Below are 23,057 nucleotides of genomic sequence, written 5' to 3' on the forward strand. Positions count from 1 at the left end.
GTGGGAGCGAGCTTGCTCGCTCCCACAGGTTTTCGGGTGAATGTTGAGTCCGGCTTTATTCCCCGCGAATGTACTGCTCCAACTGGCGAATCAGTTCAGCCTGTTCGGCAATGGCTTCCTTGACCAGGTCACCAATCGATAGCAGGCCGATCAATTTGCCATTTTCCACCACCGGCAAGTGACGCAGTCGCTTATCGGACATGATGCCCAGGCAGGTATCCACGGTTTGATGGGTGTCGACGGTAATCACCGGCGACACCATGATGTCGCGTACCGGCGTGCCCACCGAAGAGCGGCCGTGCAGCACCAGTTTGCGCGCATAGTCCCGTTCGCTGATGATGCCCAGCACTTCATCATTGTCCACCACCAGCAAGGCGCCGACGTTTTTCTCGGCCATCTTCATCAGCGCTTCAAGCACCATGTGATCGGGTTTGATCTGGTGCACTTCCTGATTCTTCTGATCTTTGAGCTTGAGCAGTTGGGCGACGGTTTTCATGGTGGTTACTCGGGTGTTGTCGTTGTTCTTGAAGAATCGTAGACGCAAGCGTTCAGGGCAAGGGCGAAAGCGGCAGATAACACGCAAAAAACGTCATTTGGCGGTTTTTCTTCGGTAAGTCTCCTTTTCAGGCCAGTAAATCACTTTGTGGGAGCGGGCGGTGTCTGCCTGACAGGCCTGCGGTAAACGGGCTATCGCTGTCGATGACGCGTAGAATCCCCCTCTGAATCAGTTTCGAGGTTTGCAGTGGTGGATCTACAGCAGGGCTTCGTCCTGACCCGGCATTGGCGCGACACCCCGGCCGGCACGGAAGTCGAATTCTGGTTGGCGACCGACAGCGGTCCCCGACGTATCCGCCTGCCTCATCAACCGTCGGTGGCGTTCTTCCCGGCTGCGCAGCGTCAGCCCGCCGAAAGTGTTTTGCATGACGAGAAAAACGTCGAGCTCAAGCCCCTGGCCCTGCAGGATTTCGAACATCGCCCGGTCCTCGGTCTCTATTGCCAGCAACATGGCCAGTTGATGCGCCTGGAAACCGCGCTGCGCCGGGCCGGTGTCGAGGTGTTCGAAGCCGACGTGCGCCCGCCGGAACGCTACATGATGGAGCGTTTCATCACCGCGCCGGTGCGCTTCAGTGGTACGCCGAATGCCGAGGGCCTGCTGCTCGACGCGCAGATGAAACCCGACCCCGATTACCGGCCGAGCCTGAAACTGGTGTCCCTGGACATCGAGACCACGGCCCAGGGCGAGTTGTACTCCATCGCCCTGGAAGGCTGCGGCGAGCGCCAGGTGTACATGCTCGGTCCGCCTAATGGCGATGCCAGCCAGGTGGATTTCCAGCTCGAATACTGCGATTCGCGCACCCTGTTGCTGAAAAAACTCAACGAATGGTTTGCCCGGTTCGACCCCGACGCGATCATCGGCTGGAACGTCGTGCAGTTCGACTTGCGGGTGCTCCATGAACACGCCCGGCGCCTGGCGGTGCCGTTGAAACTGGGGCGTGGCGGCGAGGAAATGCAGTGGCGCGAACACGGCAGCGGTAATCACTACTTCGCCTCTGCGGCTGGCCGCTTGATCATCGACGGTATCGAGGCCCTGCGTTCGGCGACCTGGAGTTTCCCCTCGTTCAGCCTGGAAAACGTCGCGCAAACCTTGCTCGGCGAAGGCAAGTCCATCGACAACCCGTACCAGCGCATGGACGAAATCAATCGCATGTTCGCCGAGGACAAACCGGCGCTGGCAAAATACAACCTCAAGGACTGCGAACTGGTCACTCGGATTTTTGCCAGGACCGAGTTGCTCACCTTCCTGCTGGAGCGAGCCAGTGTCACCGGTTTGCCGGCCGATCGCATGGGCGGTTCGGTGGCGGCGTTCACGCACCTGTATATGCCGCTGATGCACCGTCAGGGTTTCGTAGCGCCAAACCTCGGTGGCAAGCCACCCGAAGCCAGCCCCGGCGGATTTGTCATGGATTCGCAGCCGGGACTGTACGAGTCGGTGCTGGTGCTCGACTACAAAAGCCTCTACCCGTCGATCATCCGCACCTTCCTGATTGACCCCGTGGGACTGATTGAAGGGCTCAAGCACCCGGACGACAGTGAGTCGGTGCCGGGGTTTCGTGGCGCGCGCTTTTCCCGCACCCGGCATTGCCTGCCATCCATCGTCGCCCGGGTGGCCGAAGGCCGGGAAACCGCCAAGCGCGAACACAACGCACCGCTGTCCCAGGCGCTGAAAATCATCATGAACGCGTTCTACGGTGTGCTCGGCTCCAGCGGTTGTCGTTTCTTCGACACGCGCCTGGCGTCGTCCATCACCTTGCGCGGGCACGAGATCATGCTGCGCACCCGCCAGCTGATCGAGGCCCAGGGGCATGCAGTGATTTACGGCGACACCGACTCGACGTTCGTCTGGCTGCGTCGCGCCCATGGCCAGCAGGAGGCGGCGCAGATCGGCCAAGCGCTGGTGGCGCACGTCAATCAGTGGTGGCGCGAGCACGTGCAGCAGGAATACGGCCTGCAGAGCGTTCTCGAATTGCAGTTCGAAACCCACTACAAGCGTTTTTTGATGCCGACCATTCGCGGCGCCGAAGAAGGCAGTAAAAAGCGCTATGCCGGGCTGGTCACCCGAGAGGACGGCAGCGACGAAATGGTCTACAAAGGCCTGGAAACCGTGCGCACCGACTGGTCGCTGCTGGCCCGGCAGTTCCAGCAGGAGCTGTATTCGCGGATCTTCCTGCGCAAGCCCTACCAGGATTATGTGCGTGACTACGTGCGCAAGACCCTGGCCGGTGAATTCGATGACCGGCTGATCTACCGCAAACGCCTGCGCCGCACCCTCGATGACTATCAGCGCAACGTACCGCCCCATGTGCGCGCGGCGCGCCTGGCCGACGAGTACAACGACCGGCAGGGGCGCCCGCGGCAGTATCAGAACGGCGGCTGGATCAGCTACGTGATCACCGTCGCCGGCCCCGAACCGCTGGAAGTGCGCAGCGCGCCCATCGATTACGACCACTACATCACCCGGCAGCTGCAACCGGTGGCGGACGCGATACTGCCGTTTGTCGACGACGACTTCTCAACCCTGATTGGGGGGCAACTGGGCCTGTTTTGAGTCCATCAGCGACAGGGTCCAGTCATCCAGGATGCCGTGGAAGTACTGGTTCAAGGCTTGCTGGAAAAGGTTGTCGGCATCGGCGACCTGGGCAAACAGGGTCATCGAGGAATGAAACTTCAGGTCATCGGGATGACCGAAAATCCCCGCTACCGAGCGCTCCCGGACGTTCAGCACTTCCTGGGTGCAGGTACGTAGCCGGGCGCCCAGCAACGGATGCTCAAGGTAGGCCAGGGCTTCCTCCCGCGAGCGGATGGCAAAGCGGCGCGACATCTCGCTGTCGCCGAGCCCGGCAAACTGCGGAAAAATGAACCACATCCAGTGACTACGCTTGTGTCCGTTGTTCAGCTCGTTTTGAACCCGGTCGAATACCGGGTCCTGAGCCTGGAGAAAACGTTGCAGATTGAACGGGTCCAGGTGGTCGGTGCTTCTCATGGCGAAGCTCTCTGACAGGCTGCGGTGGTTCAGACCATGGCCAGCCGCTGTTTGCGTTGTGGCGCGTGAAACGCTTGGTCCAGCGCCTCCAGATCCTCGGGCTCAAGCTGCAACGTGGCGGCCTGGGCGTTGAGGCGTACATGTTCGAGTCGGACCGCCTTGGGGATGGCGATCACTCCTTCCTGACGCAGTATCCAGGCCAGTGCCACCTGAGCCGGTGCGACGCCGTGACGGGCAGCTACCTGCTTGAGCGCGACGTCCAAGAGCATTTTACCGCCTTGGCCAATCGGGCAGTAAGCCATGACCGGCAACCGCCGTTGTTGGCTCCAGGGCAGCAAATCAAATTCTATGCCCCGTTGCTCCAGGTTGTAGAGCACCTGATTGGTGGCACAGGCCGGGGCGTCCAGTTCCAGCAGGTCGTCGAGGTCGAAGTTGGACACGCCCCAACGGCCAATCTTGCCGGCTTCGCGCAAGCGCTCGAAGGCGTCGACGGTTTCTTCCAGAGGATACTGACCGCGCCAATGCAGCAGATACAGGTCGATGTAATCGGTGCCAAGCCTGCGCAAGCTTCGCTCGCAAGCCTGGGGAATGCCCTGGCGACTGGCGTTGTGCGGGTACACCTTGCTGACCAGAAAGACGTTGTCGCGCTGGCCGGCAATGGCATCGCGCACCACTTCCTCGGCACCGCCTTCGGCGTACATTTCCGCAGTGTCGATCAGGGTCATGCCCAGCTCGATACCCAGGCGCAGTGCCGCGACTTCTTCCGTGTGCCGTGAACGGTCTTCACCCATCTGCCAGGTCCCCTGGCCGATGACCGGGACCCTGGTGCCAGCCAGTTCAAGCGTGCGCATGCAAACCTCCTTTATGAATGCCGATGGTTATTTCAGTGGGCAGCAGAATAGTCCATCGGTTCCGCCGCAGGCTGCGAACTCTTGAGCTGCACCTTGCCGGTGATCGATTGCTCTGTGCCGATACTGCACTTTTTCGAAATGTCCGGCTCTATCCATGGCAGCCTGCGGCGATCCCCACCGCCGGCCCATGCCCAAGTCCAAGAACCCATGGCTCGAGTTTCACCTACGATCACCACTAAAATCCGCCGTCATTGCCTGCTGCTTGCAGGTTTGTCGATGCTCTATGTCACCGGTTGCAGCCAGCAGCAGGGCGGCGACATCATCAACCAGATGCGCGAAGGCAAACCCCAGGAGTTCCTGCAGACCAGCGTCGACCGCATGGCCACCCTGACCATGCGCGACAACCTCAACAGCCTTTACCTGCTGATGAGCAAGCTCTATCTGCGTAACCCCGACGAGCTGAAAAAATCCGGTTTCCTCGATGCCCGCACCGCTGGCAAGCAAGTGCGCATGGCCATTGAGCTGCAGCAACCATTGCCGACCCTGGGCGGCAAAAAGGACCTCGCGGCCCTGCGTTTTGCCATGAGTCCGGAGTTTCTGGGCGACCGGGTCGGGGCGTTCATCTATGCCATCGGCAGCATGCTGGTGACCGCCCATGGCAATCGCCTTGAGTTCTACATGACCGACACGATCAACCCGGTATTTGTCAGCAATGCCGCACGCAATATCGAAATCGCCACCTGGATCCTCAGCCAGCGACAGAACAAAGAGGGCCAACCCTTGCTGTTCTCCAACGAAATCTCGGAGGAGGGCAGCAACCTGAGCTTTGCCGTCGAATTCGGCAAGATCGTCGCCCGGCTGGACCTGCTGACCCGGATGCTCGACGAACGCTACCGGCGCATCGGCGTGAACTATGCCCAGAGCCTGCTGTTCCTGAATTTCCTGCCGGTGCAGTGAGCACGACACATATTCCTTGTGGGAATTGAGTTCAGGGCATAAAGATAGATCGCATCGATATAACTGGTTATAAGAAATATCGCTATGCTGCGGGCCTGATTTCCCCTGCGATCTTTGTGGAAGTATTCATGGATTTAGTGAACATCGGGTTGGTCGTCGCCGGGCTGGTTGTCGGCTTCATCGTCGGCATGACGGGCGTAGGTGGCGGGTCGCTCATGACCCCGATCCTGCTAGGGTTCGGCATCAACCCGGCGACGGCGGTCGGTACCGACCTGCTGTACGCCGCCATCACCAAGTCCAGCGGCGTACTGGTTCACCGCAAGAACAACAACATCGACTGGGCGATCACCGGCTGGCTGACCTTGGGCAGCGTGCCCGCGGTGGCGTTGACGCTGTGGTTCCTCAGTACCCTGCACAGCGCCCCCGAGTCGATGAACGCGATCATCAAACAAGCCCTCGGGTTCGTGTTGTTCGCCACGGCTCTGGCGATCCTGTTCAAGAAGCGCCTGCTCGACTTCGCCCACAAACGTGCGGGTGGCAACTACAACCCCAGCGGATTGCGCTTGAACGTGATGACGGTCATCACCGGGCTGATCCTTGGTGCCATGGTCGCGCTGACGTCCATCGGTGCCGGTGCACTGGGCACCGTGGCACTGTTCATTCTCTATCCGATGCTGCCGACCCGCCGCCTGGTGGGGACTGAAATCGCCCACGCCGTGCCGCTGACCCTGGTGGCGGGCCTAGGCCACGCCAGCATGGGCAACATGGATTGGCACGTCCTGGGTTACTTGTTGGTGGGCTCGTTGCCGGGGATTTACCTGGGCAGCCACCTGACCGGGCGCATCTCCGACGAAGTGCTGCGTCCTTGCCTGGCGACCATGCTGTTGCTGATTGGCTACAAACTGGCGTTCTGAATCAAGCCGCCACGCCGGCTTCATTCGCGGGTGAATATTTCCAGCAGATGCCCGTCCGGGTCATCGAAATACACCCGCCGTCCTCCCGCGTAATCATTGATCTCCCTCAGTCGCTGCTTGCCCGGGTCGGCCCACCATGGCTGACCGTTGGCTTGCAGGCGTGCGAAGGCCGCATCGAAATCCTCATCGCCAATCAGGAATGCGTAGTGCTGAGACGCAATCGGCGGCTCGTTGTCGTAGAAATCCAGTGATACGCCGTTATCCAGTTTGACGATCAGCATGGGGCCGAAGGGCTCGGGGGCAGGCAGGCCAAGGAGGCCAGTCAGGAAATTCGCTGAAACCTGCTTGTCCCGGCACCAGACGATGGTGTGATTCAACTGAGTACTCATGGGCAAGTTCTCACAAGGGATCAGGCTGGTTGCCATGAGTCTTCAGATTAGCCCAAGCTGTTGCGCAATGACCGCCCTGACCTAAGCTTGGGGCAAGGCGAACAATATTTGCGGTATGTCACCTGGAACGATCGCCGCGATGCGCAATCATTAGAGCGTGAATATCAAAAGGAGATGCGCATGCTCATCAGGTCACTGACTCTGGCTACTTTGCTGGCGATTGCCGGCACCTCGTTCGCCGCCGATGGCGACTCACCGCTGGACATGGACAAGGGCAGGGCCCGGCCACTGATCGTCATCGCTCCGAGCACGGTTGATCCGACCTGGGTGAGCCTGAAAAAGTCCCTGGATGAGCCGGCCAACCGCAAGGGCTTCACCGACCGCAACATGGTGCTCTACACCGTACTCAACCTGATGGGCCAGCGCGACGGCAAGGACCTCGGGCCACAGGACACGGCGGCACTGATCCGCTCGCTCAAGCTGGGGGCCGGCGCCAAGACCAAGGTGATTCTGGTCGGCAAGGACGGCGAAAAGAAACTTGAACAATCGGACGCCATCAAGCTGGAAGATGTTTTCAGCGCTGTCGATCAGCTACCGGCGGCCGAGAAAGAATTTACCGCAACCGTGGCGGCTCCCGTCACTGAAGTCGAGCCGGCGGCAAAAGGTGCCAAAGGAACAAAACCTGGCAAACCGGCCAAACCCGCCAAGCCACCTGAAATGCCGGATGATTGAACCTCCATCCTCGGAACGCCACCCGGAGCAAGCTCGCTCCCACCGACGGATCAGCAGCTATCGGGCAAGGGCACTCAGTATCTGATGAGCGATCCTGACCCTCTGCGCATTGGGATAATTCTTGTTGGCCAGCATCACGATGCCGATGTCCTTCGAAGGCACGTACGCCACATAAGCCCCGAAGCCACCGGTTGAACCTGTCTTGTTGATCAGCACGTTTTCCGGCTGCGCCTGCGGCGGGTTAAGCCACTGGACTTCATGGGCCTGCATGGCCATCGGCGTGGAGTTGCCGTCCAGCAAGCGATCCAGTGTGATCGGGTAGCGATACATCTCCCAGCCCAGGCCCTGGGTCATATCGCCTACGGTGTAGTAACCGCTGTGAGTCAAGGCGATGGCTTGCTGCAACGGCTTTTCCAGGGACGCCGGTTTCATGTTCGCGCCGACATAGCTCAGCAAGTCTGCGGCGCTGGTCTTCACCCCATACGCCTCGGAGTCCAGCGCGCCCGGACTCACCCGTACCGGTTTGCCGTCCTTGTTGTAGCCCTGTGCGTAGAGCGCCATCTGATCCTGTGGCACATGCACATAGGTGTGCTGCAAGCCGAGTTTTGGCAGCAGGGTTTTCTCCATCAGGTCATCAAACGGCTGGCCCATGCTGTGGGCGGCGAGGTAGCCGAACAGGCCCAGACTGGGGTTCGAATACAGTCGGTGGCTGCCGGGGGCGTAGGGCGGTTTCCATTGTTTGTAGTAGCCGAGCATCTTGTCGGCCGAATCATATTCGGCAGGGAATTGCAGCGGCAAGCCGCCAGCGCTGTAGGTACCCAGTTGCAGCACGCTGATGTGGTCGAAAGCACTGCCGCGCAAGGCCGGCAGGATCTGGCTGGCCTTGTCGGTCAGGGACAGCTTGCCTGTGGTCTGGGCGTAGGCGGCGAGGGTGGCGGTGAAGGTTTTGCTGACGGAGCCGATTTCGAACAGGGTGTCTTGCGTGACGGGGTTGCCGGTTTCTATCGAGGCGACGCCATAGTTGAAGTAATGCGTCTGGCCGTTGACGGTGACCCCCACGGCCATGCCGTGGATACCCTCGGCCTGCATTACCGGTTGTACAGCGGCGTTCACCACTGTCTCGACTTGATCCTGTGCGGCGCACTGGCCCGCGGCGAATATCGCCATGCAAGCGGCGATGGTTTTCAGCCTGTCCATGTTGGTTTCATCCGTCGTTGATTCAGTTGCGCGTCATTTTAGGGGCTCAAGCGCCATGCTCCGAGCGCTTTTTAAAATTGGCCGCCATCAGGCGGCCACGCGCAACCCTTGATTCAACGCGCTTGGCGCTTCAACGCACCAGGCAAGGCCGCTTGTTGTCGAACTTCCAGCCGGGAATCAGGAACTGCATCGCCACGCTGTCATCCCGCGCCCCCAGGCCCATGCCTTTGTACAGCTCGTGAGCCTTGGCGACCTGATCCATATCCAGCTCGACTCCCAGCCCCGGTTTCTGCGGTACCTGCACGCAGCCATCGACGATTTGCAGCGGGGCCTTGGTCAGGCGCTGGCCATCCTGCCAGATCCAGTGGGTGTCGATGGCGGTGATCTCGCCCGGCGCGGCAGCCGCGACATGGGTGAACATCGCCAGGGAAATGTCGAAGTGGTTGTTAGAGTGCGAACCCCAGGTCAGGCCCCATTCGTGGCACATCTGCGCCACGCGCACCGAACCCTGCATCGTCCAGAAGTGCGGGTCGGCCAGGGGGATATCGACCGACTGCAACTGGATCGCATGGCCCATCTCCCGCCAGTCGGTGGCGATCATGTTGGTCGCGGTTTTCAAACCTGTAGCGCGACGGAATTCGGCCATGACTTCTCGACCCGAGTAACCGTTTTCTGCCCCACACGGGTCTTCGGCGTAGGCCAGCACGTGGTGCTGATCGCGGCACAGGCGGATGGCTTCTTTCAGTGACCAGGCGCCATTCGGGTCGAGGGTGATGCGCGCATCGGGGAAGCGTTCGGCAAGGGCTGTGACCGCTTCGATTTCGGCGTCGCCGCTGAGCACGCCGCCCTTGAGCTTGAAGTCCTTGAAGCCATAACGCGCGTGAGCCGCCTCGGCCAGGCGGACCACCGCCTCGGCGGTCATGGCCTTCTCGTGTCGCACACGGAACCAGTCGTTGTCGGCGTCCGGTTCGCAGCGGTAGGCGAGGTCGGTTTCGTTGCGATCACCGACGTAAAACAGATAGCCGAGCATCTTCACTTCATCGCGCTGCTGGCCTTCGCCGAGCAGGGCGGCCACCGGTACGTTCAGGTGCTGACCGAGCAAATCGAGCAATGCGGCTTCCAGGCCGGTGACGGCGTGAATGGTGATGCGCAGATCGAAGGTCTGCAAACCGCGGCCACCGGCATCGCGGTCGGCGAAGGTCTGGCGTACCTGATTAAGGATTTTCTGATAACTGCCAATCGGGCTGCCGACCACCAGGCTACGTGCGTCTTCGAGGGTCTGGCGAATGCGCTCGCCCCCCGGCACTTCTCCAACGCCGGTGTGGCCGGCGTTGTCCTTGAGGATCACGATGTTACGGGTGAAAAACGGGCCGTGGGCGCCGCTCAGGTTGAGCAGCATGCCATCGTGGCCGGCCACCGGAACCACTTGCATGCTGGTGATGACCGGGGCTTTTGCGGTGTCTTGTGCGTTCATTTTGCAGTCCTTGAAAAGCGAAATTCAGGCGTGGTTAGGCATGGGTTTGCCCTGCGCCGCGGCAGGTGCGGGTTTCGGTGTGTTACGGGCAGCAAACACGATGATGGCGGCGATGATCGAAGTCGCGGCCAGGCCGTACAGCCCGCCCTGAATGGAACCGGTGCGTTCTTCCAGCAGGCCGAAAGTGGTCGGCGCAACGAAGCCGCCGAGGTTGCCCACCGAGTTGATCAACGCGATGACGCCAGCGGCAATGCGCGCATCCAGATAGGCCTGGGGAATCGGCCAGAACAGCGATGAGGCCGATTTGAAACCCAGTGCTGCAAAGCAGATGGCGACGAAAGCGAAGATCGGCCCGCCGGTGGTGGACATGAACATCCCGGCCGCAGCGATCAGCAGGGCAGTGGCGACCCAGGCTTGTTGGTGTTTCCATTTGGCCGACAAGGAAGCGAAGGCGTACATGCCGACAATCGACAGCAACCACGGAATCGAGTTGAACAGCCCGACCTGGACATCGCTCAGATCGCCCATCTTCTTGATGATGCTCGGCAGCCAGAAGGTCGCGGCGTAGATGGTCAGCTGGATAAAGAAGTAGATCAGGCAGAACAGGATGATCTGGCGATCCTTGAGCAGTTTGCCCAGCGACGGCTTGATGGGCGTGGCGGCTTCCCGGGCCAATTGTTCGTCGTCGATGGCCTTGACCAGTGCGTCCTGCTCTTCGCGGCTCAGCCATTTGGCGTCGTGGGGCTTGGAGTCCAGCCAGAACCAGACGAACACGCACAACACCACCGAAAACATGCCCTCGATGAAATACATCCACTGCCAGCCGTGCAGGCCCAGCCCTTCGATTTGCAGGAGCAAACCGGACAGGGGGCCTGAGATCAGCGACGCGACCGCCGAGCCACTGAGGAAGATGGCAATCGCCTTGCCTCGCTCCACGCCGGGCAACCAACGGGTGAAGTAGTAGATCACCCCGGGAAAGAACCCGGCTTCGGCCACGCCCAGCAGAAAACGCAGGATGTAGAAGTGGGTTTCGTTCTGGATGAACGCCATGCCTGCGGCGACCAGTCCCCAGGTCAGCATGATCCGGGTCAGCCAGATGCGTGCGCCGACTTTCTGCAGAAGGATGTTGGAAGGCACCTCGAACAGTGCATAACCGATGAAGAACAAACCGGCACCCAGGCCGTAGGCGGCCGCGCCAATGCCCAGGTCGTGCTCCATGTGGGAGCGGACGAAACCGATGTTCACGCGATCAATGTAATTGACGATGAACATGATGACGAATAGCGGCAATACGTGTCTTTTGACTTTGGCGATGGCGGACTTCAACGCTGAATTGGCGTCGTCGTGCATCCCGGAGATGGATGTATTCACTGCATTTTCTCCCACTCGTTATTTTTATGCGGGGTGAAGCTTGGGGGTTGCGTTGTTGATAGACATCATACAACTAGATTTTTTTAACTTGCAACCATGTTTATCCAATGAAATGGCGACAATTCGGAGGTTTTTAATTCTGTTGGTGGTGTTGAGTGGCCTTTTTAGCGACTCAATATGGGCTTTTGTGGAGTGTTGTCATACAAGCTTGGCAAGATTTTTCGGAATTCCCGCCCGGCGCGGTGCTACGATTCGATAGCCCTGATTTCGGACACACCCATGCAAGAAGACCTCGAAGCACCTGCCCGCAAGCGCAGCCACAACCTGGCCCATGATCTGGTGGAGAAACTGACCCAGCGCATCCTGCTCGGCCAGATGTTGCCCGGCGACAAGCTGCCGTCGGAAAACACCATCGTTCAGGAGCACGGGGTCAGTCGCACGGTGGTGCGTGAGGCGATCTCGAAGTTACAGGCCTCGGGGCTGGTGGAAACCCGGCATGGGATTGGCACGTTTGTGATCGAGCGCGCTCCGGAGCAGGGGCTGCGGCTGAATGTCGATACGGCGTTGGGGGTGCGCAGTATTCTGGAGTTGCGCATGGGGCTGGAAACCCAGGCGGCGGCGCTGGCGGCAACTCGCCGCACCGATCTGCAACTGGCGCAGATGCGTGAAGCGCTGGACGACTATCAAAACCTGCTGGCCAACAACGACAGCTGTGTCGAGGCGGACCGGCGTTTTCATCTACTGATCGCCGAAGCCACCGGTAACGTCTGTTTCACTGAAATCATGCAGCACCTGGGCAGCGCGATGATCCCGCGCACCCGTGTCAATGCAGCCGAGCGTGGTGCGGTGGACTTGAGCAAGCTCGGTCAGTTGGCCAACCTGGAGCACGAGGCGATTCTCAACGCCATCAAACGCCAGGACCCGGACGCGGCGCGGGCGGCGATGTGGCTGCACCTGACCAACAGTCGCGACCGGTTTTCGGCTAGCTGATGGTCAGTGATACCGCGTTATCGTTCATCGTCGGAACGCCGCCCGGACCAAGCCGCGCTCCCACAGGGTTTTATGGTTGCCGCAGTTCTTGAGCACGGCTCAAAACCTGTGGGAGCGAGCTTGCTCGCGATAGCGCCAGACCTGACAGCGAAAAAACTGAGTCAGACCCTGACAGTTTGAACAACCACAGCCCGCCGCTCCAGATTCAACGCCAGCACACTCGCCAATACCACCAACCCGCCGACCACGATCATCAGCGTCGGCCGCTCCCCCAGCGCATAAGACGCAATCACCATCGCCGTCGGCGGCGTCAAGTACAGCGTCATGGTCGCCCGGCTCAAATCGACATGCGCCAGCACATAAGCCCAGGCCAGGTACGCCAGGGCACTGGGGAATATCCCCAGGGCAATCACCGCAAACTGCACGCGCAGCGGCGCCTGGGCGACTTGATCCGCCAGACCGGGCAAGTAGACCAGCAACAGCACCGTCCCGGACCACACCGTGTAACACACCAGCGTCAGCCCGTCGTATCGCCCGGTGTGATGCTTTTGCAGGGCAAAGTAGAGACTCCAGGACACTGCCGCCAGCAGGATCAGCAAGCCATGGGCATCAATGCTGCCCAAGCCATGATCGCCCGCCACCACAATCATCACGCCAAACAACCCGAGCAGCACACAACCCCAGCGCCACAGGCTCACCTGATCCTTGAACACGAAGCGCGCGATCAACGTACTGAACAGCGGCGTGGTCTGGGCCAGGACGCTCGAAGCGCCAGCGCTGACACCCTGCTGTCCGAAATTGATCGCCACGTGGTGCAGGCTCACGGCAAAGAAGCCCAGGCCGAACATCAGGGGCAGATCTCGCAGGCTCGGCAGGCGAATGCCCTTGAACATCGCGACCACGGCCATGAACACAGAGGCCAGCAGGAAGCGCAGGAGCGCCAGGTGCACCGGGTCGTAGGCCTGCAAGCCGATATGGATGCCGGTCGGGGAGTAGCCCCAGCACGCCACGACAAACGCCATGGCCAGAATGATTTTCCAGGGTGAAACGGGGGAGGGTGTGAGCGGCGTCATGGTCGTGCACCTGTGGGTGGATGCACCGAGTATCAGAAAGCCGATCGTTCGCCACAACTGACTTATACTGCGCTAACCGTTCACTATAGGTGATGTATGGAGCTGGCTCAGATTCGCATGTTCAAGACCGTGGCCGATGTCGGCAGCATCGCCCGCGCGGCCGAGCTGTTGCATTGCGTGCCGTCGAACATCACGGCCCGGATCAAGGCCCTGGAGGCCGAACTGGGTGTCGCGCTGTTTTTGCGTGAGGGGCGAGGGTTGCGCATCAGCCCGTCGGGGCACACCTTCCTGGCCTACGCCTCGAAAATTCTTGCGCTCACCGCCGAGGCCAAGCGCGCGGTCGACCCTTCGGCCGAACCCTCGGGGCCATTGCGCATCGGTGCCATCGAGTCGTCGGCCACCGGGCGATTGCCGCGCCTGCTGGCGAAATTCCACAAGCGTTTCCCGCAGGTGGCGCTGGAGCTGACCACAGGCTCCTGGGGGCAGTTGCTCGACGACACGCTCAACCACAAGCTCGACGGCGCCATCGTGGCGGTGGATGTCGAGCGTTCGCACCTCAAGCGCACGCCGATGTACCGAGAAGAGCTGCTGCTGATCGCCTCGACCTCCCTGGGGCCGCTGCGGGATATCAGTGATTTGCAGGACCAGACCGTATTCATGTGGCCTCAGGGCTGTCCGTACCGGGCGGCGCTGGAGCATTGGTTGTTGCGAAAGGGGCAGGCGCTGCCGATTGTCAGCCTGGCCAGTTATGGCGCGATTGTCGGTTGCGTCAGCGCCGGGGCCGGCGTGGCGCTGGTGCCTAAGGGGATCTTTGACCAATATGCCAAAGGTGCAGGCTGCGCAGGGTTTGAGTTTCCCGAGCTGACCGCCGTCGACAACCTGTTTTACTGGCACGAAAACGCCGGGGTGCACCCGGCGCGTGAGGCGTTTGTGGCGATGCTCCGCGAGGAATTTGCCTGACGCAGTACCTGTGGGAGCGGGCAAGCCCGCTCCCACAGGGGTTACGGCATGTTGATGTCCCGCATAAGCAGGCCAAAACCTAGCTCCACCGCATCCGGTATCGGCAAATACACCGTATGCCCATCCCCCGGCGCAACGTCGATCGCTTCACCCTTGGCGGTCTGCAACTGATGCAGATCGAAGTGGAAGTTGCCCTTGGGCGTCATCAGCTCCATGTGATCGCCCAGGCCGAAGCGGTTTTTCACCTTGACCTCGGCCAGGCGATCCCGCCGCTGTCCGGTCAGTTCACCGACAAACTGCTGGCGCTCCGACACCGAGCTGCCGTTTTGGTAGTTCTGGTATTCGTCATGTACATGCCGGCGCAGAAAACCTTCGGTATAGCCACGCTGGGCGAGGGACTCCAGGTCGGTCATCAGGCCGCGGTCGAAGGCCCGGCCCGCCACCGCATCGTCGATGGCCCGGCGATAAACCTGGGTAGTGCGCGCGCAATAAAAGTGGGATTTGGTCCGGCCTTCGATTTTCAGGGAGTGCACGCCCATCTGGGTCAGGCGTTCGACATGCTGCACGGCGCGCAGGTCCTTGGCGTTCATGATGTAAGTGCCGTGTTCGTCTTCGAAGGCGGGCATCTGTTCGCCGGGACGATTGGCTTCCTGCAACAGGAACACCTGCCCGGTGGGCGCGCCGATGCCCAGGGTGGGTTCCGGCTGATACTGCTGCACGATCTCGCCCAGGTGGTTTTCCGTGGCCGGTTGCGCTGAATATTTCCAGCGACAGGCATTGGTACAGCTGCCCTGATTGGCGTCACGCTTGTTCATGTAGCCCGACAGCAGGCAGCGCCCGGAATAGGCCATGCACAACGCGCCGTGCACGAACACTTCCAGTTCCATGGCGGGTACTTGTTCGCGGATCTCGGCGATTTCTTCCAGGGACAGCTCTCGGGACAGGATGATCCGGCTCAAGCCTTGCTGCTGCCAGAACTCGACACTGGCCCAGTTCACCGTGTTGGCCTGCACCGAAAGGTGGATCGGCATCTGCGGGTAGTGTCGGCGCACCAGCATGATCAGGCCGGGGTCGGACATGATCAGCGCATCCGGGGCCATGGCGATCACCGGTTCAAGGTCCTTGAGGAAGGTCTTGAGCTTGGCGTTGTGCGGCGCGATGTTGACCACCACGTAGAAGCGCTTGCCCTGAGCCTGCGCTTCGCGAATGCCAAGGGCCAGGTTGGCGTGGTCGAATTCGTTGTTGCGCACCCGCAGGCTGTAGCGCGGCTGGCCGGCGTATACGGCATCGGCGCCGTAAGCGAAGGCGTAACGCATGTTTTTCAAGGTGCCGGCGGGGGCGAGCAGTTCTGGCGCAGTGAGGTTCATGGCAGTGTCGGTCGCAAAAACCGCACAGGGTAAATGCCCTGTGCCAAGGGTTTATTGACCTGGATCTATGCCAGATCAACAAACCGATGGCACTCGCGCGAGCCGTGGCGGACTAAACATCAAGGCGAAAATTTTTCGTCCTGACTGGCTGGCACGGATCGGACATGAACGAAACTACCCCACAAGACAAATCGCTGATGGTTTTACTGGTGCTGGTGAGCGCTGCCTTCATCTTGATCCTGCTGCCGTTTTACGGCGCGGCGTTCTGGGCGGTGATCCTGGGCATCCTCTTTGCGCCACTGCAGGGCCGGCTGCAAGTGAAGTTCGGCTGGCAACGCAACCTCACGTCGCTGTGCACATTGAGCATTTGCCTGGTGATTGCGATTCTGCCGGTGATCATCATCAGTGCCTTGCTGGTTCAGGAAGGCGCGTCACTCTACAAAAGCGTCGAGAGCGGCGAACTCGACATAGCCGGGTATGTGTCGCAGTTCAAGCACAGCCTGCCGCCGTATTTCCAGCATCTGCTGGATCGCTTCGGCATGGGCGAGTTGAACGGGCTGCACGAGAAAATCGTCAAGAGCGCGATGACCGGCGGGCAGGTGCTGGCCTCTAAGGTGTTCAGTTTCGGCCAGGGCACGTTCGAGTTCATCGTCAGCTTTTTCATCATGCTGTACCTGCTGTTTTTCTTCCTGCGTGACGGTGCGGAACTGGCGCGCAAGGTGCGTGCGGCGGTGCCGTTGCAGGAACAGCAGAAACGCCGTTTGCAGCTCAAGTTCAATCGTGTGGTACGGGCGACGGTGAAAGGCAACCTGCTGGTGGCCGTCACCCAAGGCGCGCTGGGCGGTCTGATTTTCTGGTTTCTGGACGTTCCCAGCGTGTTGCTCTGGGCTGTATTGATGGCGTTTCTGTCGTTGCTGCCGGCGGTGGGGGCGGGAATAGTCTGGGTGCCGGTGGCGGCGTTTTTCCTGCTCACCGGGGCGATCTGGCAGGGCGTGGTGCTGGTATTGTTCGGGGTCTTGGTGATCGGTCTGGTGGACAACCTGCTCCGGCCATTGCTGGTGGGCAAGGACACCAGGATGCCGGACTACATGATCCTGATCTCGACCCTCGGCGGTCTGGCGATTTTCGGGCTGAACGGTTTTGTCATCGGCCCGTTGATCGCGGCCCTGTTCATGTCGAGCTGGGACATTTTCATAGAAACCAAACCGCGGGTGCAGCTGCCTTAGGCGCTGAACCTGCCGGACTGGCCGCTGCCGATGCGTTGCGACAGTTCACGGGCGGCAGGCAGCGAAGTGAGCGGGCCGCTGATCTGTACGCCGTCCTGCACCAGGTACCAGCAGGCAAGCATGCCCAGCTCTCTGAGCTGTGCGGGGACGGCGCTGCCGATAACGGACATGATCTGAACCTTGGACATGAAAAGTACCTCCATCAATCTGTGGAGTTACTTTAAGGTCCGGGTACCTTGAGGGGTAATCAACGTTTTCGATAGTGGTCATTGATGCCAGAGGGGGTAAACGACCGTTGGTCGGTCAGCTGACCACCTGATCGAGCATATGAACCACTTCCTGCTCGTTGAGCAGGCCCTTGCGCACCAGGCTTTGCGTCAGCAGCGAGAGAAACTTGGCGCTGCGATGACCTTCCAGGTGCTTGAGTTCGGTCAGTGCGTTGTAGACCTTGCTGGAGGTGCACAGACCGACGATGCGGTGCGGGTTTTGCGTTGGCATGTGGTCGTCCTTGTTGTTATGAACCTGTTTTCGACGGACAGCCCCGAGCTTGCGGAACTGACATGACAAAAATATGACCGATTTGTGCCGCGGGGCAGAAATCGGGTCAAGTCCATCTTGCCTGTTTCTGCCACGGACACTGTCCCGATAGCGACCTTGGCGAGATTTATCCAGACCTTGACCGACAATTGGATATAAAAAAGCCCCGCTGTTTCAGCGGGGCCGGTTGAGTCTGTTACCAGCGACCGTAATGTCGGCCGTAGTAGCCGCGTGGCGGGCCGTAGTAACCACGGGGTGGTCCGTAGTAAACCGGGGCTGGGCGGTAGTAGATCGGTTGTTGCACGTAGACCGGGGCCGGTTGGTAGTAAACCGGAGGCGGTGGTGTGTAATAAACCGGCGCGGGCTGGTAGTAGACCGGTTGCGGCGCGACATAGACCGGGCGGTTGGCGTTGATCAGAGCCGAGCCGACGATGGCAGTACCGACGATCGCTCCAAATACCGCCGCGTCATTACCGTGCCCGGCTTGCGCCTGACCTGCGACAGCGAGGGCGCCGATCAGCAAGGCTACTGTGGGGACTTTACGGATCATGATAGTACCTCGGTTCTTCAACCCGGCGCTTGTGTCTGCAATAGACCCAAGGATTGTCGCGGGGATACTTCTAAGACAGCGTTTTTCTGAAAAACAGCACGGCCGCGAGGTAAATTTTGTGTAAGGTCTGTACCGACTTTCTTACCGACCCGTGTAGGCCCGTGCGAACACGCTTACATGATCGATCAGAACCCGATGGAGGGCTAATCCCGTCCATCCGAAAAGTGCATTTGAAGGAGCTTGCCCATGCAGATGAACCCCAACAAAGACACCCAGTTGTGCATGTCCCTTTCAGGACGCCCAGGGAACTTTGGCCTGCGTTTTCACAATCATCTGTATGAACAACTGAACTTGAATTTTTACTACAAGGCCTTTGCCAGCCAGGACCTGACGGGTGCTGTTGCCGGCATTCGCGCCCTGCGGATTCGTGGTTGTGGCGTGTCGATGCCGTTCAAGGAAGCCTGCATTGCCCTGGTGGATGAACTCGACGCATCTGCCGCCGCCATTCAATCGATCAACACCATCGTCAACACCGACGGGCATCTCAAGGCCTACAACACCGACTACATCGCCGTTGCCCAATTGCTGGAAAAACACCAGGTGCCCAAGGACTCGACCTTTGCCTTGCGCGGCAGCGGCGGCATGGCCAAGGCCGTGGCGAGTGCCTTGCGCGATGGCGGCTATAAAAACGGCCTGATCGTGGCCCGCAACGAGCGCGCCGGGCAGGCGCTGGCGCAGTCTTTGGGGTATGAGTGGCAGGCCGAGCTGGGGAGTCGTCGCCCGCAGATGCTGGTCAACGTCACCCCGATCGGCATGACGGGAGGACCGGAGGCCGATCAACTGGCCTTTGAGCCTGATGTGATCGAAAAAGCGGAAACTGTCTTCGATGTGGTGGCGATACCCTCGGAAACACCGCTGATCGTGCGTGCCCGTGCCGAAGGCAAACGGGTCATCACCGGGCTGGAAGTGATCGCGATCCAGGCACTGGAGCAATTTGTGCTCTATACCGGTGTACGGCCGACGGACGAGCAATTCCAGAAGGCCGTAGCGTTTGCCCGCAGCTAGGAGGTGTCCATGCATCCCCCCATTCTCAATCTGGATTCGGTCGAACTTGAACCGCTACCCGAAGCGTTTGCGCCGACCGGTGAAACCGCCGGTCGCTATCAACAGCGCCTGGCCCTTGTCGGTCAGCAACTGGGGGCGCAAAAACTGGGTTATCGCCTGTATGTGCTGGAGCCAGGCATGCGCGGCAGTCCGTTTCACAGTCATCGGGTCAATGAGGAAATGTTCTACGTCGTAGCCGGGGAAGGGCAGGTGCGCCTGGGATCCGAACGTTTTCCGATCCGTGCCGGTGATGTGATCGCCTGTCCACCGGGTGGGCCTGAAAAGGCGCACCAGATCATCAATACCAGTAACGGCGAGTTGCGGTACCTGGCCGTCAGCACCCAGCAATCACCGGAAATCTGTGAATACCCGGATTCCGGTAAATACGCCGTGATGGATGACTTCAAGGTGGATGCCGAGGGTAATGCGTCAGGCTTTGTTGCGGTGGCCCGGCAGGCGGACGGGGTGGATTACTGGGACGGCGAGTAACCACGGGCACCGTCAAACCACTGTAGGAGCGAGCCTGCTCGCGATGGACGTCAACGATAACGCGTGCTGTCTGAATGAGCGCGTCGTCTGGACGTTTTTCGCGAGCAGGCTCGCTCCTACAGGTTTGTGTCAGGCAAACATCCAGATTATTCGAGCCGGGCCAGTCTTTCTTCCAGCGCCGCAATTCGCGCTTCCAGTTCTTCGATCCGTTCAACCGAAACCCCGCTGCCGCCACGCTCGGCCGGGTTTTGCCGTGCCGCCATGATCGCTTCGATATCCGCCGGGTTGCCCAGGGCGTGGGTGTAGCGGTCTTCGCGTTGGCCGGCCTGACGCGGAATCAGCACGGCCAGACCCCGGGCAATCAGGCGTTCGAGTTGATGCACCACTTGTTCAGTGTCTTCGAATTCATGCATGCGGCCGCTGCGGGTTAGCAGTTCATTGACGGTCTGCGGGCCGCGCAGAAACATCAGCCCGGTCAGGATGACCTGCGCCGGTACCAGTTCCAGGGCTTTGTCGACCTTGTGTTCCCAGCGGTCGGCGCGGCTGCCCATCACCAGTCTGGCGAAGCCGCGTCCTTCGAGGGCGCGCAGGCTCTGACCGACCTGTCCCTGCGTCAGGTTCATCACTGGCTCGCGGCTGGTTTTCTGGTTGCAGGCAATCACCAGGGCATTGAGGGTCAGGGGATAGGTTTCCGGGCTGGTGGCCTGTTTTTCGATCAACGAACCCAGAATGCGGATTTCCGTGCTGCTGAGCCGTGGCTCGTCGAAAGTTATCTCTTGCTCAGTGCTCATGGTTCTGCATCCTTAGCCGATTCATGTTTTTCACTTGCGTAGGCGCACTTTGACATCGCCCGTTCGGACTAGGCAAGGCTAACGATTCTGCCGCGTCCGGGCGGCGCCAAACTTCATGCTCAAAGGGGTGTTGCGCCACGCGCGCCCCGCCACACGAGCAGAAGGCGCCGCGATGGAGTTTGCATTCAGCGACGAACAGGAAATGATCCGCGCATCGGCCGAGGGCTTCCTCGCCGATGTCTCGGATTCTGCCGCCGTGCGCGCGGCAATGGCCAGCGAACGGGGTTTTGACGAAGCCCTCTGGCAGCGTCTGTGCCAGGAAATGTACTGGCCAGCCATTCATATCCCCGAAACCTTTGGTGGCCTCGGCCTCGGCTTTGTCGAGCTGACGATCCTGCTGGAACAGATGGGCCGGCGTTTGCTGTGCTCGCCGTTTTTCGCCACCGCCTGCATGGCCACGCCTGCGCTGTTGCTGGCCGCCAATGATGAACAGAAGCAGCGTTGGTTGCCGTCGATTGCCGACGGCAGCGTGACCGCGACCCTGGCGTTCAGCAGTGCCAACGGCTGGTCGGCCGACGATGTCCAGGCCACGGTGGTGGCGGAGGGCGACGGGTTCGTTCTCGACGGCACCCTCAAGCATGTGCTCGACGGGCATGGCGCTGACCTGTTGATCATTGCCGCACGGCAACCCGGAACCACTGGCGAAAAGGGCATCAGCCTGTTTGCCGTGAACGCCGTATGCGCGGGTATCGAACGGCAAATGCTGCCGACCATGGACCAGACCCGGCGCCAGGCGAGGATCCAGCTCAAGGGCCTGTACCTTGAAGCCGACTGCCTGTTGGGTGAGTTCGGGAATGGTTGGTCGCACCTTGAGCGAGTCCTGCAACTGGCCTGCATCGGCCTGGCTGCCGAGCAGACCGGCGGCGCGCAGCAGGTACTAGACCTCAGCGTGGCCTACATGCAGGAGCGCCAGCAGTTCGGTCGCCCGATTGCCAGTTTCCAGGCCCTCAAACACCGCGCCGCCGACATGATGCTGCAAGTCGAATGCGCCCGTTCGGCCAGTTATTACGCCGCGTGCGTGGCCCAGGAAGTCCTCGATCCCCAGGGTGATCCGCAGGTTGCGGCCGAACTGCCACTGGCGGCGGCGCTGGCCAAAGCGCAGTGCTCCGAGACCTACTTCTCATGCGCCTCCGAGTCGATCCAGTTGCACGGCGGTGTCGGGTTCACCTGGGAATACGACCCGCACCTCTACTTCAAACGCGCCCGCGCCAGCGAGAGTTTCCTCGGGCTACCGGCCTGGCATCGCGAGCGGATTGCCACGGTCATTCTTGGAGAGCTGCCATGAAAATCAGTTTCAGCGAGCAGGACGAGCGCTTCCGTCAGGAAGTCGTCGACTGGATGAATGCCAACCTCTGTGGTGAGTTCGAGTCCCTGCGTTTTCGTGGCGGTCCGGGCGATGAGCACATGTTTCCCGAAGAGCGCAAAGCCTGGGAGCGCAAACTCGCGGAGGGTGGCTGGACTTGTGTCGGCTGGGCGCCGCAGCATGGCGGGCGCGGCTTGTCGATCACCCGGCAAGTGATATTCCACGAAGAGTATGCCCGCGCCGGTGGTCCCGGCCGCATGGGGCATATCGGCGAAGGGCTGGCCGGGCCGACCATTGCCGCGTTCGGTACGGCTGAACAGCAACAGCGCTTTTTGCCGGGGATCGTCAGCGGTACGTCGTTCTGGTGCCAGGGCTATTCAGAGCCGGGTGCCGGTTCCGACCTGGCCAACGTCAAGACCCGCGCAACGCTGGATGAAGCGACCGGCCAATGGCTGATCAACGGGCAAAAAGTCTGGACGTCCCTGGCCCACGAGTCGGATTGGTGCTTTGTGATCGCCCGCACCGAACCAGGCAGCGTCGGCCATCGTGGTCTGTCGTTCCTGCTGGTGCCCATGGCTCAGACAGAAATCACCGTACGACCTATCGAGCAACTGACCGGCACCTCGGAATTCAACGAAGTGTTCTTCGACGATGCCCGCACCGACGCCGCCAACATCATCGGCGCGCCGGGCGACGGCTGGAAGATCGCCATGGCGCTGCTCGGCTTCGAGCGCGGTGTCTCGACCCTCGGCCAGCAAATGCAGTTTCAGAACGAACTCAACGAAATCATCGCCATCGCCAAGTCCAATGGCGCCGACCGCGATCCGATCCTGCGTCAGCGCCTGGCCGAGGCCTGGAGCGGGCTGCGGATCATGCGCTACAACTCGCTGCGCATGCTCTCGGGCAGCCAGGACGGTTCGCTGCGCAAGGAGGCGACCATCTACAAGCTGTTCTGGTCGACCTGGCACGCCAGCCTCGGCAAGTTGGCGATGGACGTCCTCGGCGCCGAAGCGGAGTTGCTCGAAGCGGCGCCTTACCAACTGACCCGTTTGCAGTCGCTGTACCTGTTCAGCCGCGCCGACACCCTCTACGGCGGCAGCAACGAAATCCAGCGCAACATCATTGCCGAGCGTGCCCTGGGCATGCCTAAAGAGCCGCGTCCGCGCACCTGAAAGGAGAGA

The 23,057-nt window shown here is 60.5% G+C and carries 25 protein-coding genes; 11 read left to right on the forward strand and 14 right to left on the reverse strand.

Going from position 1 to position 23,057, the window contains the following annotated elements; translation table 11 throughout:
• Positions 1–55: 55 nt before the first annotated feature.
• Positions 56–496, reverse strand: a complete 441-nt coding sequence (locus tag AC3WTM_RS16985) for a CBS domain-containing protein (RefSeq protein ID WP_008021710.1) — start codon at positions 494–496, stop codon at positions 56–58.
• Between the two features lie 249 nt (positions 497–745).
• Between AC3WTM_RS16985 and AC3WTM_RS16990 the strand changes: the two genes are divergently transcribed.
• The gene (locus AC3WTM_RS16990) at positions 746–3,106 is read left to right on the forward strand and encodes a DNA polymerase II (protein ID WP_173677964.1); all 2,361 of its coding nucleotides are present in this window, start codon (positions 746–748) and stop codon (positions 3,104–3,106) included.
• Here AC3WTM_RS16990 and AC3WTM_RS16995 read toward each other — a convergent pair.
• Genes AC3WTM_RS16995 through AC3WTM_RS17005 form a run of 3 tightly spaced genes read right to left on the reverse strand, consistent with a single transcriptional unit; the run spans position 3,071 to position 4,601 of the window.
• The gene (locus AC3WTM_RS16995; RefSeq protein WP_057714021.1) at positions 3,071–3,541 is read right to left on the reverse strand and encodes a DUF1810 domain-containing protein; all 471 of its coding nucleotides are present in this window, start codon (positions 3,539–3,541) and stop codon (positions 3,071–3,073) included. The genes AC3WTM_RS16990 and AC3WTM_RS16995 overlap by 36 nt on opposite strands.
• A 29-nt stretch (positions 3,542–3,570) precedes the next feature.
• Entirely contained in the window at positions 3,571–4,392 is an 822-nt protein-coding gene (locus AC3WTM_RS17000; protein WP_102671842.1) for an aldo/keto reductase, read from the reverse strand.
• A 32-nt stretch (positions 4,393–4,424) separates the two neighbouring features.
• A complete protein-coding gene (locus AC3WTM_RS17005) occupies positions 4,425–4,601 on the reverse strand; it encodes a hypothetical protein (RefSeq protein ID WP_158247458.1) in 177 nt (58 codons plus the stop codon).
• Here AC3WTM_RS17005 and AC3WTM_RS17010 point away from each other — a divergent pair.
• Together AC3WTM_RS17010 and AC3WTM_RS17015 are read left to right on the forward strand one after the other, a co-directional pair.
• The gene (locus tag AC3WTM_RS17010) at positions 4,600–5,349 is read left to right on the forward strand and encodes a hypothetical protein (protein ID WP_057716584.1); all 750 of its coding nucleotides are present in this window, start codon (positions 4,600–4,602) and stop codon (positions 5,347–5,349) included. The two genes, AC3WTM_RS17005 and AC3WTM_RS17010, sit on opposite strands and share 2 nt — an antisense overlap.
• 128 nt (positions 5,350–5,477) lie before the next feature.
• On the forward strand, positions 5,478–6,263 hold the full coding sequence (locus AC3WTM_RS17015; protein ID WP_102671843.1) for a sulfite exporter TauE/SafE family protein: 786 nt from the start codon (positions 5,478–5,480) through the stop codon (positions 6,261–6,263).
• A 20-nt stretch (positions 6,264–6,283) separates the two neighbouring features.
• Here AC3WTM_RS17015 and AC3WTM_RS17020 read toward each other — a convergent pair whose 3' ends face one another.
• A complete protein-coding gene (locus tag AC3WTM_RS17020; protein WP_057714024.1) occupies positions 6,284–6,652 on the reverse strand; it encodes a VOC family protein in 369 nt (122 codons plus the stop codon).
• Positions 6,653–6,832: 180 nt separating this feature from the next.
• Here AC3WTM_RS17020 and AC3WTM_RS17025 point away from each other — a divergent pair, with 180 nt between their 5' ends.
• Positions 6,833–7,384 carry a DUF4174 domain-containing protein gene (locus AC3WTM_RS17025; protein WP_102671844.1) on the forward strand — a complete coding sequence of 184 codons (552 nt, stop codon included), beginning with the start codon at positions 6,833–6,835 and terminating at the stop codon, positions 7,382–7,384.
• Positions 7,385–7,441: 57 nt separating this feature from the next.
• Here AC3WTM_RS17025 and ampC read toward each other — a convergent pair whose 3' ends face one another.
• The 3 genes from ampC to AC3WTM_RS17040 form a co-directional block, all read right to left on the reverse strand.
• Entirely contained in the window at positions 7,442–8,551 is a 1,110-nt protein-coding gene (gene ampC / locus AC3WTM_RS17030) for a class C beta-lactamase (RefSeq protein WP_371918588.1), read from the reverse strand.
• Between the two features lie 160 nt (positions 8,552–8,711).
• Positions 8,712–10,055: a glucarate dehydratase gene (gene gudD, locus AC3WTM_RS17035; protein WP_102671846.1), complete on the reverse strand. Its 1,344-nt coding sequence runs from the start codon at positions 10,053–10,055 to the stop codon at positions 8,712–8,714.
• A gap of 24 nt (positions 10,056–10,079) precedes the next feature.
• A complete protein-coding gene (locus tag AC3WTM_RS17040; RefSeq protein WP_102671847.1) occupies positions 10,080–11,426 on the reverse strand; it encodes an MFS transporter in 1,347 nt (448 codons plus the stop codon).
• A 279-nt stretch (positions 11,427–11,705) separates the two neighbouring features.
• On the opposite strand from AC3WTM_RS17040, the gene AC3WTM_RS17045 reads away from it, so the two are divergent.
• The gene (locus tag AC3WTM_RS17045; protein WP_102671848.1) at positions 11,706–12,416 is read left to right on the forward strand and encodes a FadR/GntR family transcriptional regulator; all 711 of its coding nucleotides are present in this window, start codon (positions 11,706–11,708) and stop codon (positions 12,414–12,416) included.
• Positions 12,417–12,577: 161 nt separating this feature from the next.
• On the opposite strand, the gene AC3WTM_RS17050 is transcribed toward AC3WTM_RS17045, so the two are convergent.
• Positions 12,578–13,489 (reverse strand): DMT family transporter, encoded by a 912-nt coding sequence (locus AC3WTM_RS17050; RefSeq protein WP_057714030.1) that lies wholly within the window; start codon positions 13,487–13,489, stop codon positions 12,578–12,580.
• Between the two features lie 96 nt (positions 13,490–13,585).
• On the opposite strand from AC3WTM_RS17050, the gene AC3WTM_RS17055 reads away from it, so the two are divergent.
• Complete coding sequence (locus AC3WTM_RS17055; protein WP_102671849.1) at positions 13,586–14,449, forward strand: LysR family transcriptional regulator; 864 nt, start codon at positions 13,586–13,588, stop codon at positions 14,447–14,449.
• A 41-nt stretch (positions 14,450–14,490) separates the two neighbouring features.
• On the opposite strand, the gene trhP is transcribed toward AC3WTM_RS17055, so the two are convergent.
• Positions 14,491–15,816 (reverse strand): prephenate-dependent tRNA uridine(34) hydroxylase TrhP, encoded by a 1,326-nt coding sequence (trhP, locus tag AC3WTM_RS17060; RefSeq protein WP_102671850.1) that lies wholly within the window; start codon positions 15,814–15,816, stop codon positions 14,491–14,493.
• Between the two features lie 164 nt (positions 15,817–15,980).
• On the opposite strand from trhP, the gene AC3WTM_RS17065 reads away from it, so the two are divergent.
• Positions 15,981–17,042, forward strand: coding sequence for an AI-2E family transporter (locus tag AC3WTM_RS17065; RefSeq protein WP_102671851.1), 1,062 nt, complete (start codon positions 15,981–15,983; stop codon positions 17,040–17,042).
• Here AC3WTM_RS17065 and AC3WTM_RS17070 read toward each other — a convergent pair.
• From AC3WTM_RS17070 to AC3WTM_RS17080, 3 genes are all read right to left on the reverse strand, one after another.
• A complete protein-coding gene (locus AC3WTM_RS17070) occupies positions 17,039–17,230 on the reverse strand; it encodes a hypothetical protein (RefSeq protein WP_057714034.1) in 192 nt (63 codons plus the stop codon). The two genes, AC3WTM_RS17065 and AC3WTM_RS17070, sit on opposite strands and share 4 nt — an antisense overlap.
• Positions 17,231–17,345: 115 nt before the next feature.
• Complete coding sequence (locus AC3WTM_RS17075; protein WP_008052996.1) at positions 17,346–17,540, reverse strand: hypothetical protein; 195 nt, start codon at positions 17,538–17,540, stop codon at positions 17,346–17,348.
• A 235-nt stretch (positions 17,541–17,775) separates the two neighbouring features.
• Positions 17,776–18,129 (reverse strand): hypothetical protein, encoded by a 354-nt coding sequence (locus tag AC3WTM_RS17080; RefSeq protein ID WP_102671852.1) that lies wholly within the window; start codon positions 18,127–18,129, stop codon positions 17,776–17,778.
• A gap of 246 nt (positions 18,130–18,375) precedes the next feature.
• Here AC3WTM_RS17080 and AC3WTM_RS17085 point away from each other — a divergent pair, with 246 nt between their 5' ends.
• Together AC3WTM_RS17085 and AC3WTM_RS17090 are read left to right on the forward strand one after the other, a co-directional pair.
• The gene (locus tag AC3WTM_RS17085; RefSeq protein WP_102671853.1) at positions 18,376–19,194 is read left to right on the forward strand and encodes a shikimate 5-dehydrogenase; all 819 of its coding nucleotides are present in this window, start codon (positions 18,376–18,378) and stop codon (positions 19,192–19,194) included.
• Between the two features lie 9 nt (positions 19,195–19,203).
• Complete coding sequence (locus tag AC3WTM_RS17090) at positions 19,204–19,722, forward strand: cupin domain-containing protein (RefSeq protein ID WP_057714037.1); 519 nt, start codon at positions 19,204–19,206, stop codon at positions 19,720–19,722.
• A gap of 146 nt (positions 19,723–19,868) precedes the next feature.
• Here AC3WTM_RS17090 and AC3WTM_RS17095 read toward each other — a convergent pair whose 3' ends face one another.
• A complete protein-coding gene (locus AC3WTM_RS17095) occupies positions 19,869–20,513 on the reverse strand; it encodes a YceH family protein (RefSeq protein WP_102671854.1) in 645 nt (214 codons plus the stop codon).
• Between the two features lie 172 nt (positions 20,514–20,685).
• Here AC3WTM_RS17095 and AC3WTM_RS17100 point away from each other — a divergent pair, with 172 nt between their 5' ends.
• Complete coding sequence (locus AC3WTM_RS17100; protein WP_102671855.1) at positions 20,686–21,858, forward strand: acyl-CoA dehydrogenase family protein; 1,173 nt, start codon at positions 20,686–20,688, stop codon at positions 21,856–21,858.
• A complete protein-coding gene (locus AC3WTM_RS17105) occupies positions 21,855–23,048 on the forward strand; it encodes an acyl-CoA dehydrogenase family protein (protein WP_102671856.1) in 1,194 nt (397 codons plus the stop codon). The genes AC3WTM_RS17100 and AC3WTM_RS17105 overlap by 4 nt, the downstream gene beginning before the upstream one ends.
• The last annotated feature ends 9 nt before the right edge of the window (positions 23,049–23,057 follow it).

This window comes from Pseudomonas sp. EU05-FHT14B02 (genome assembly GCF_058791055.1).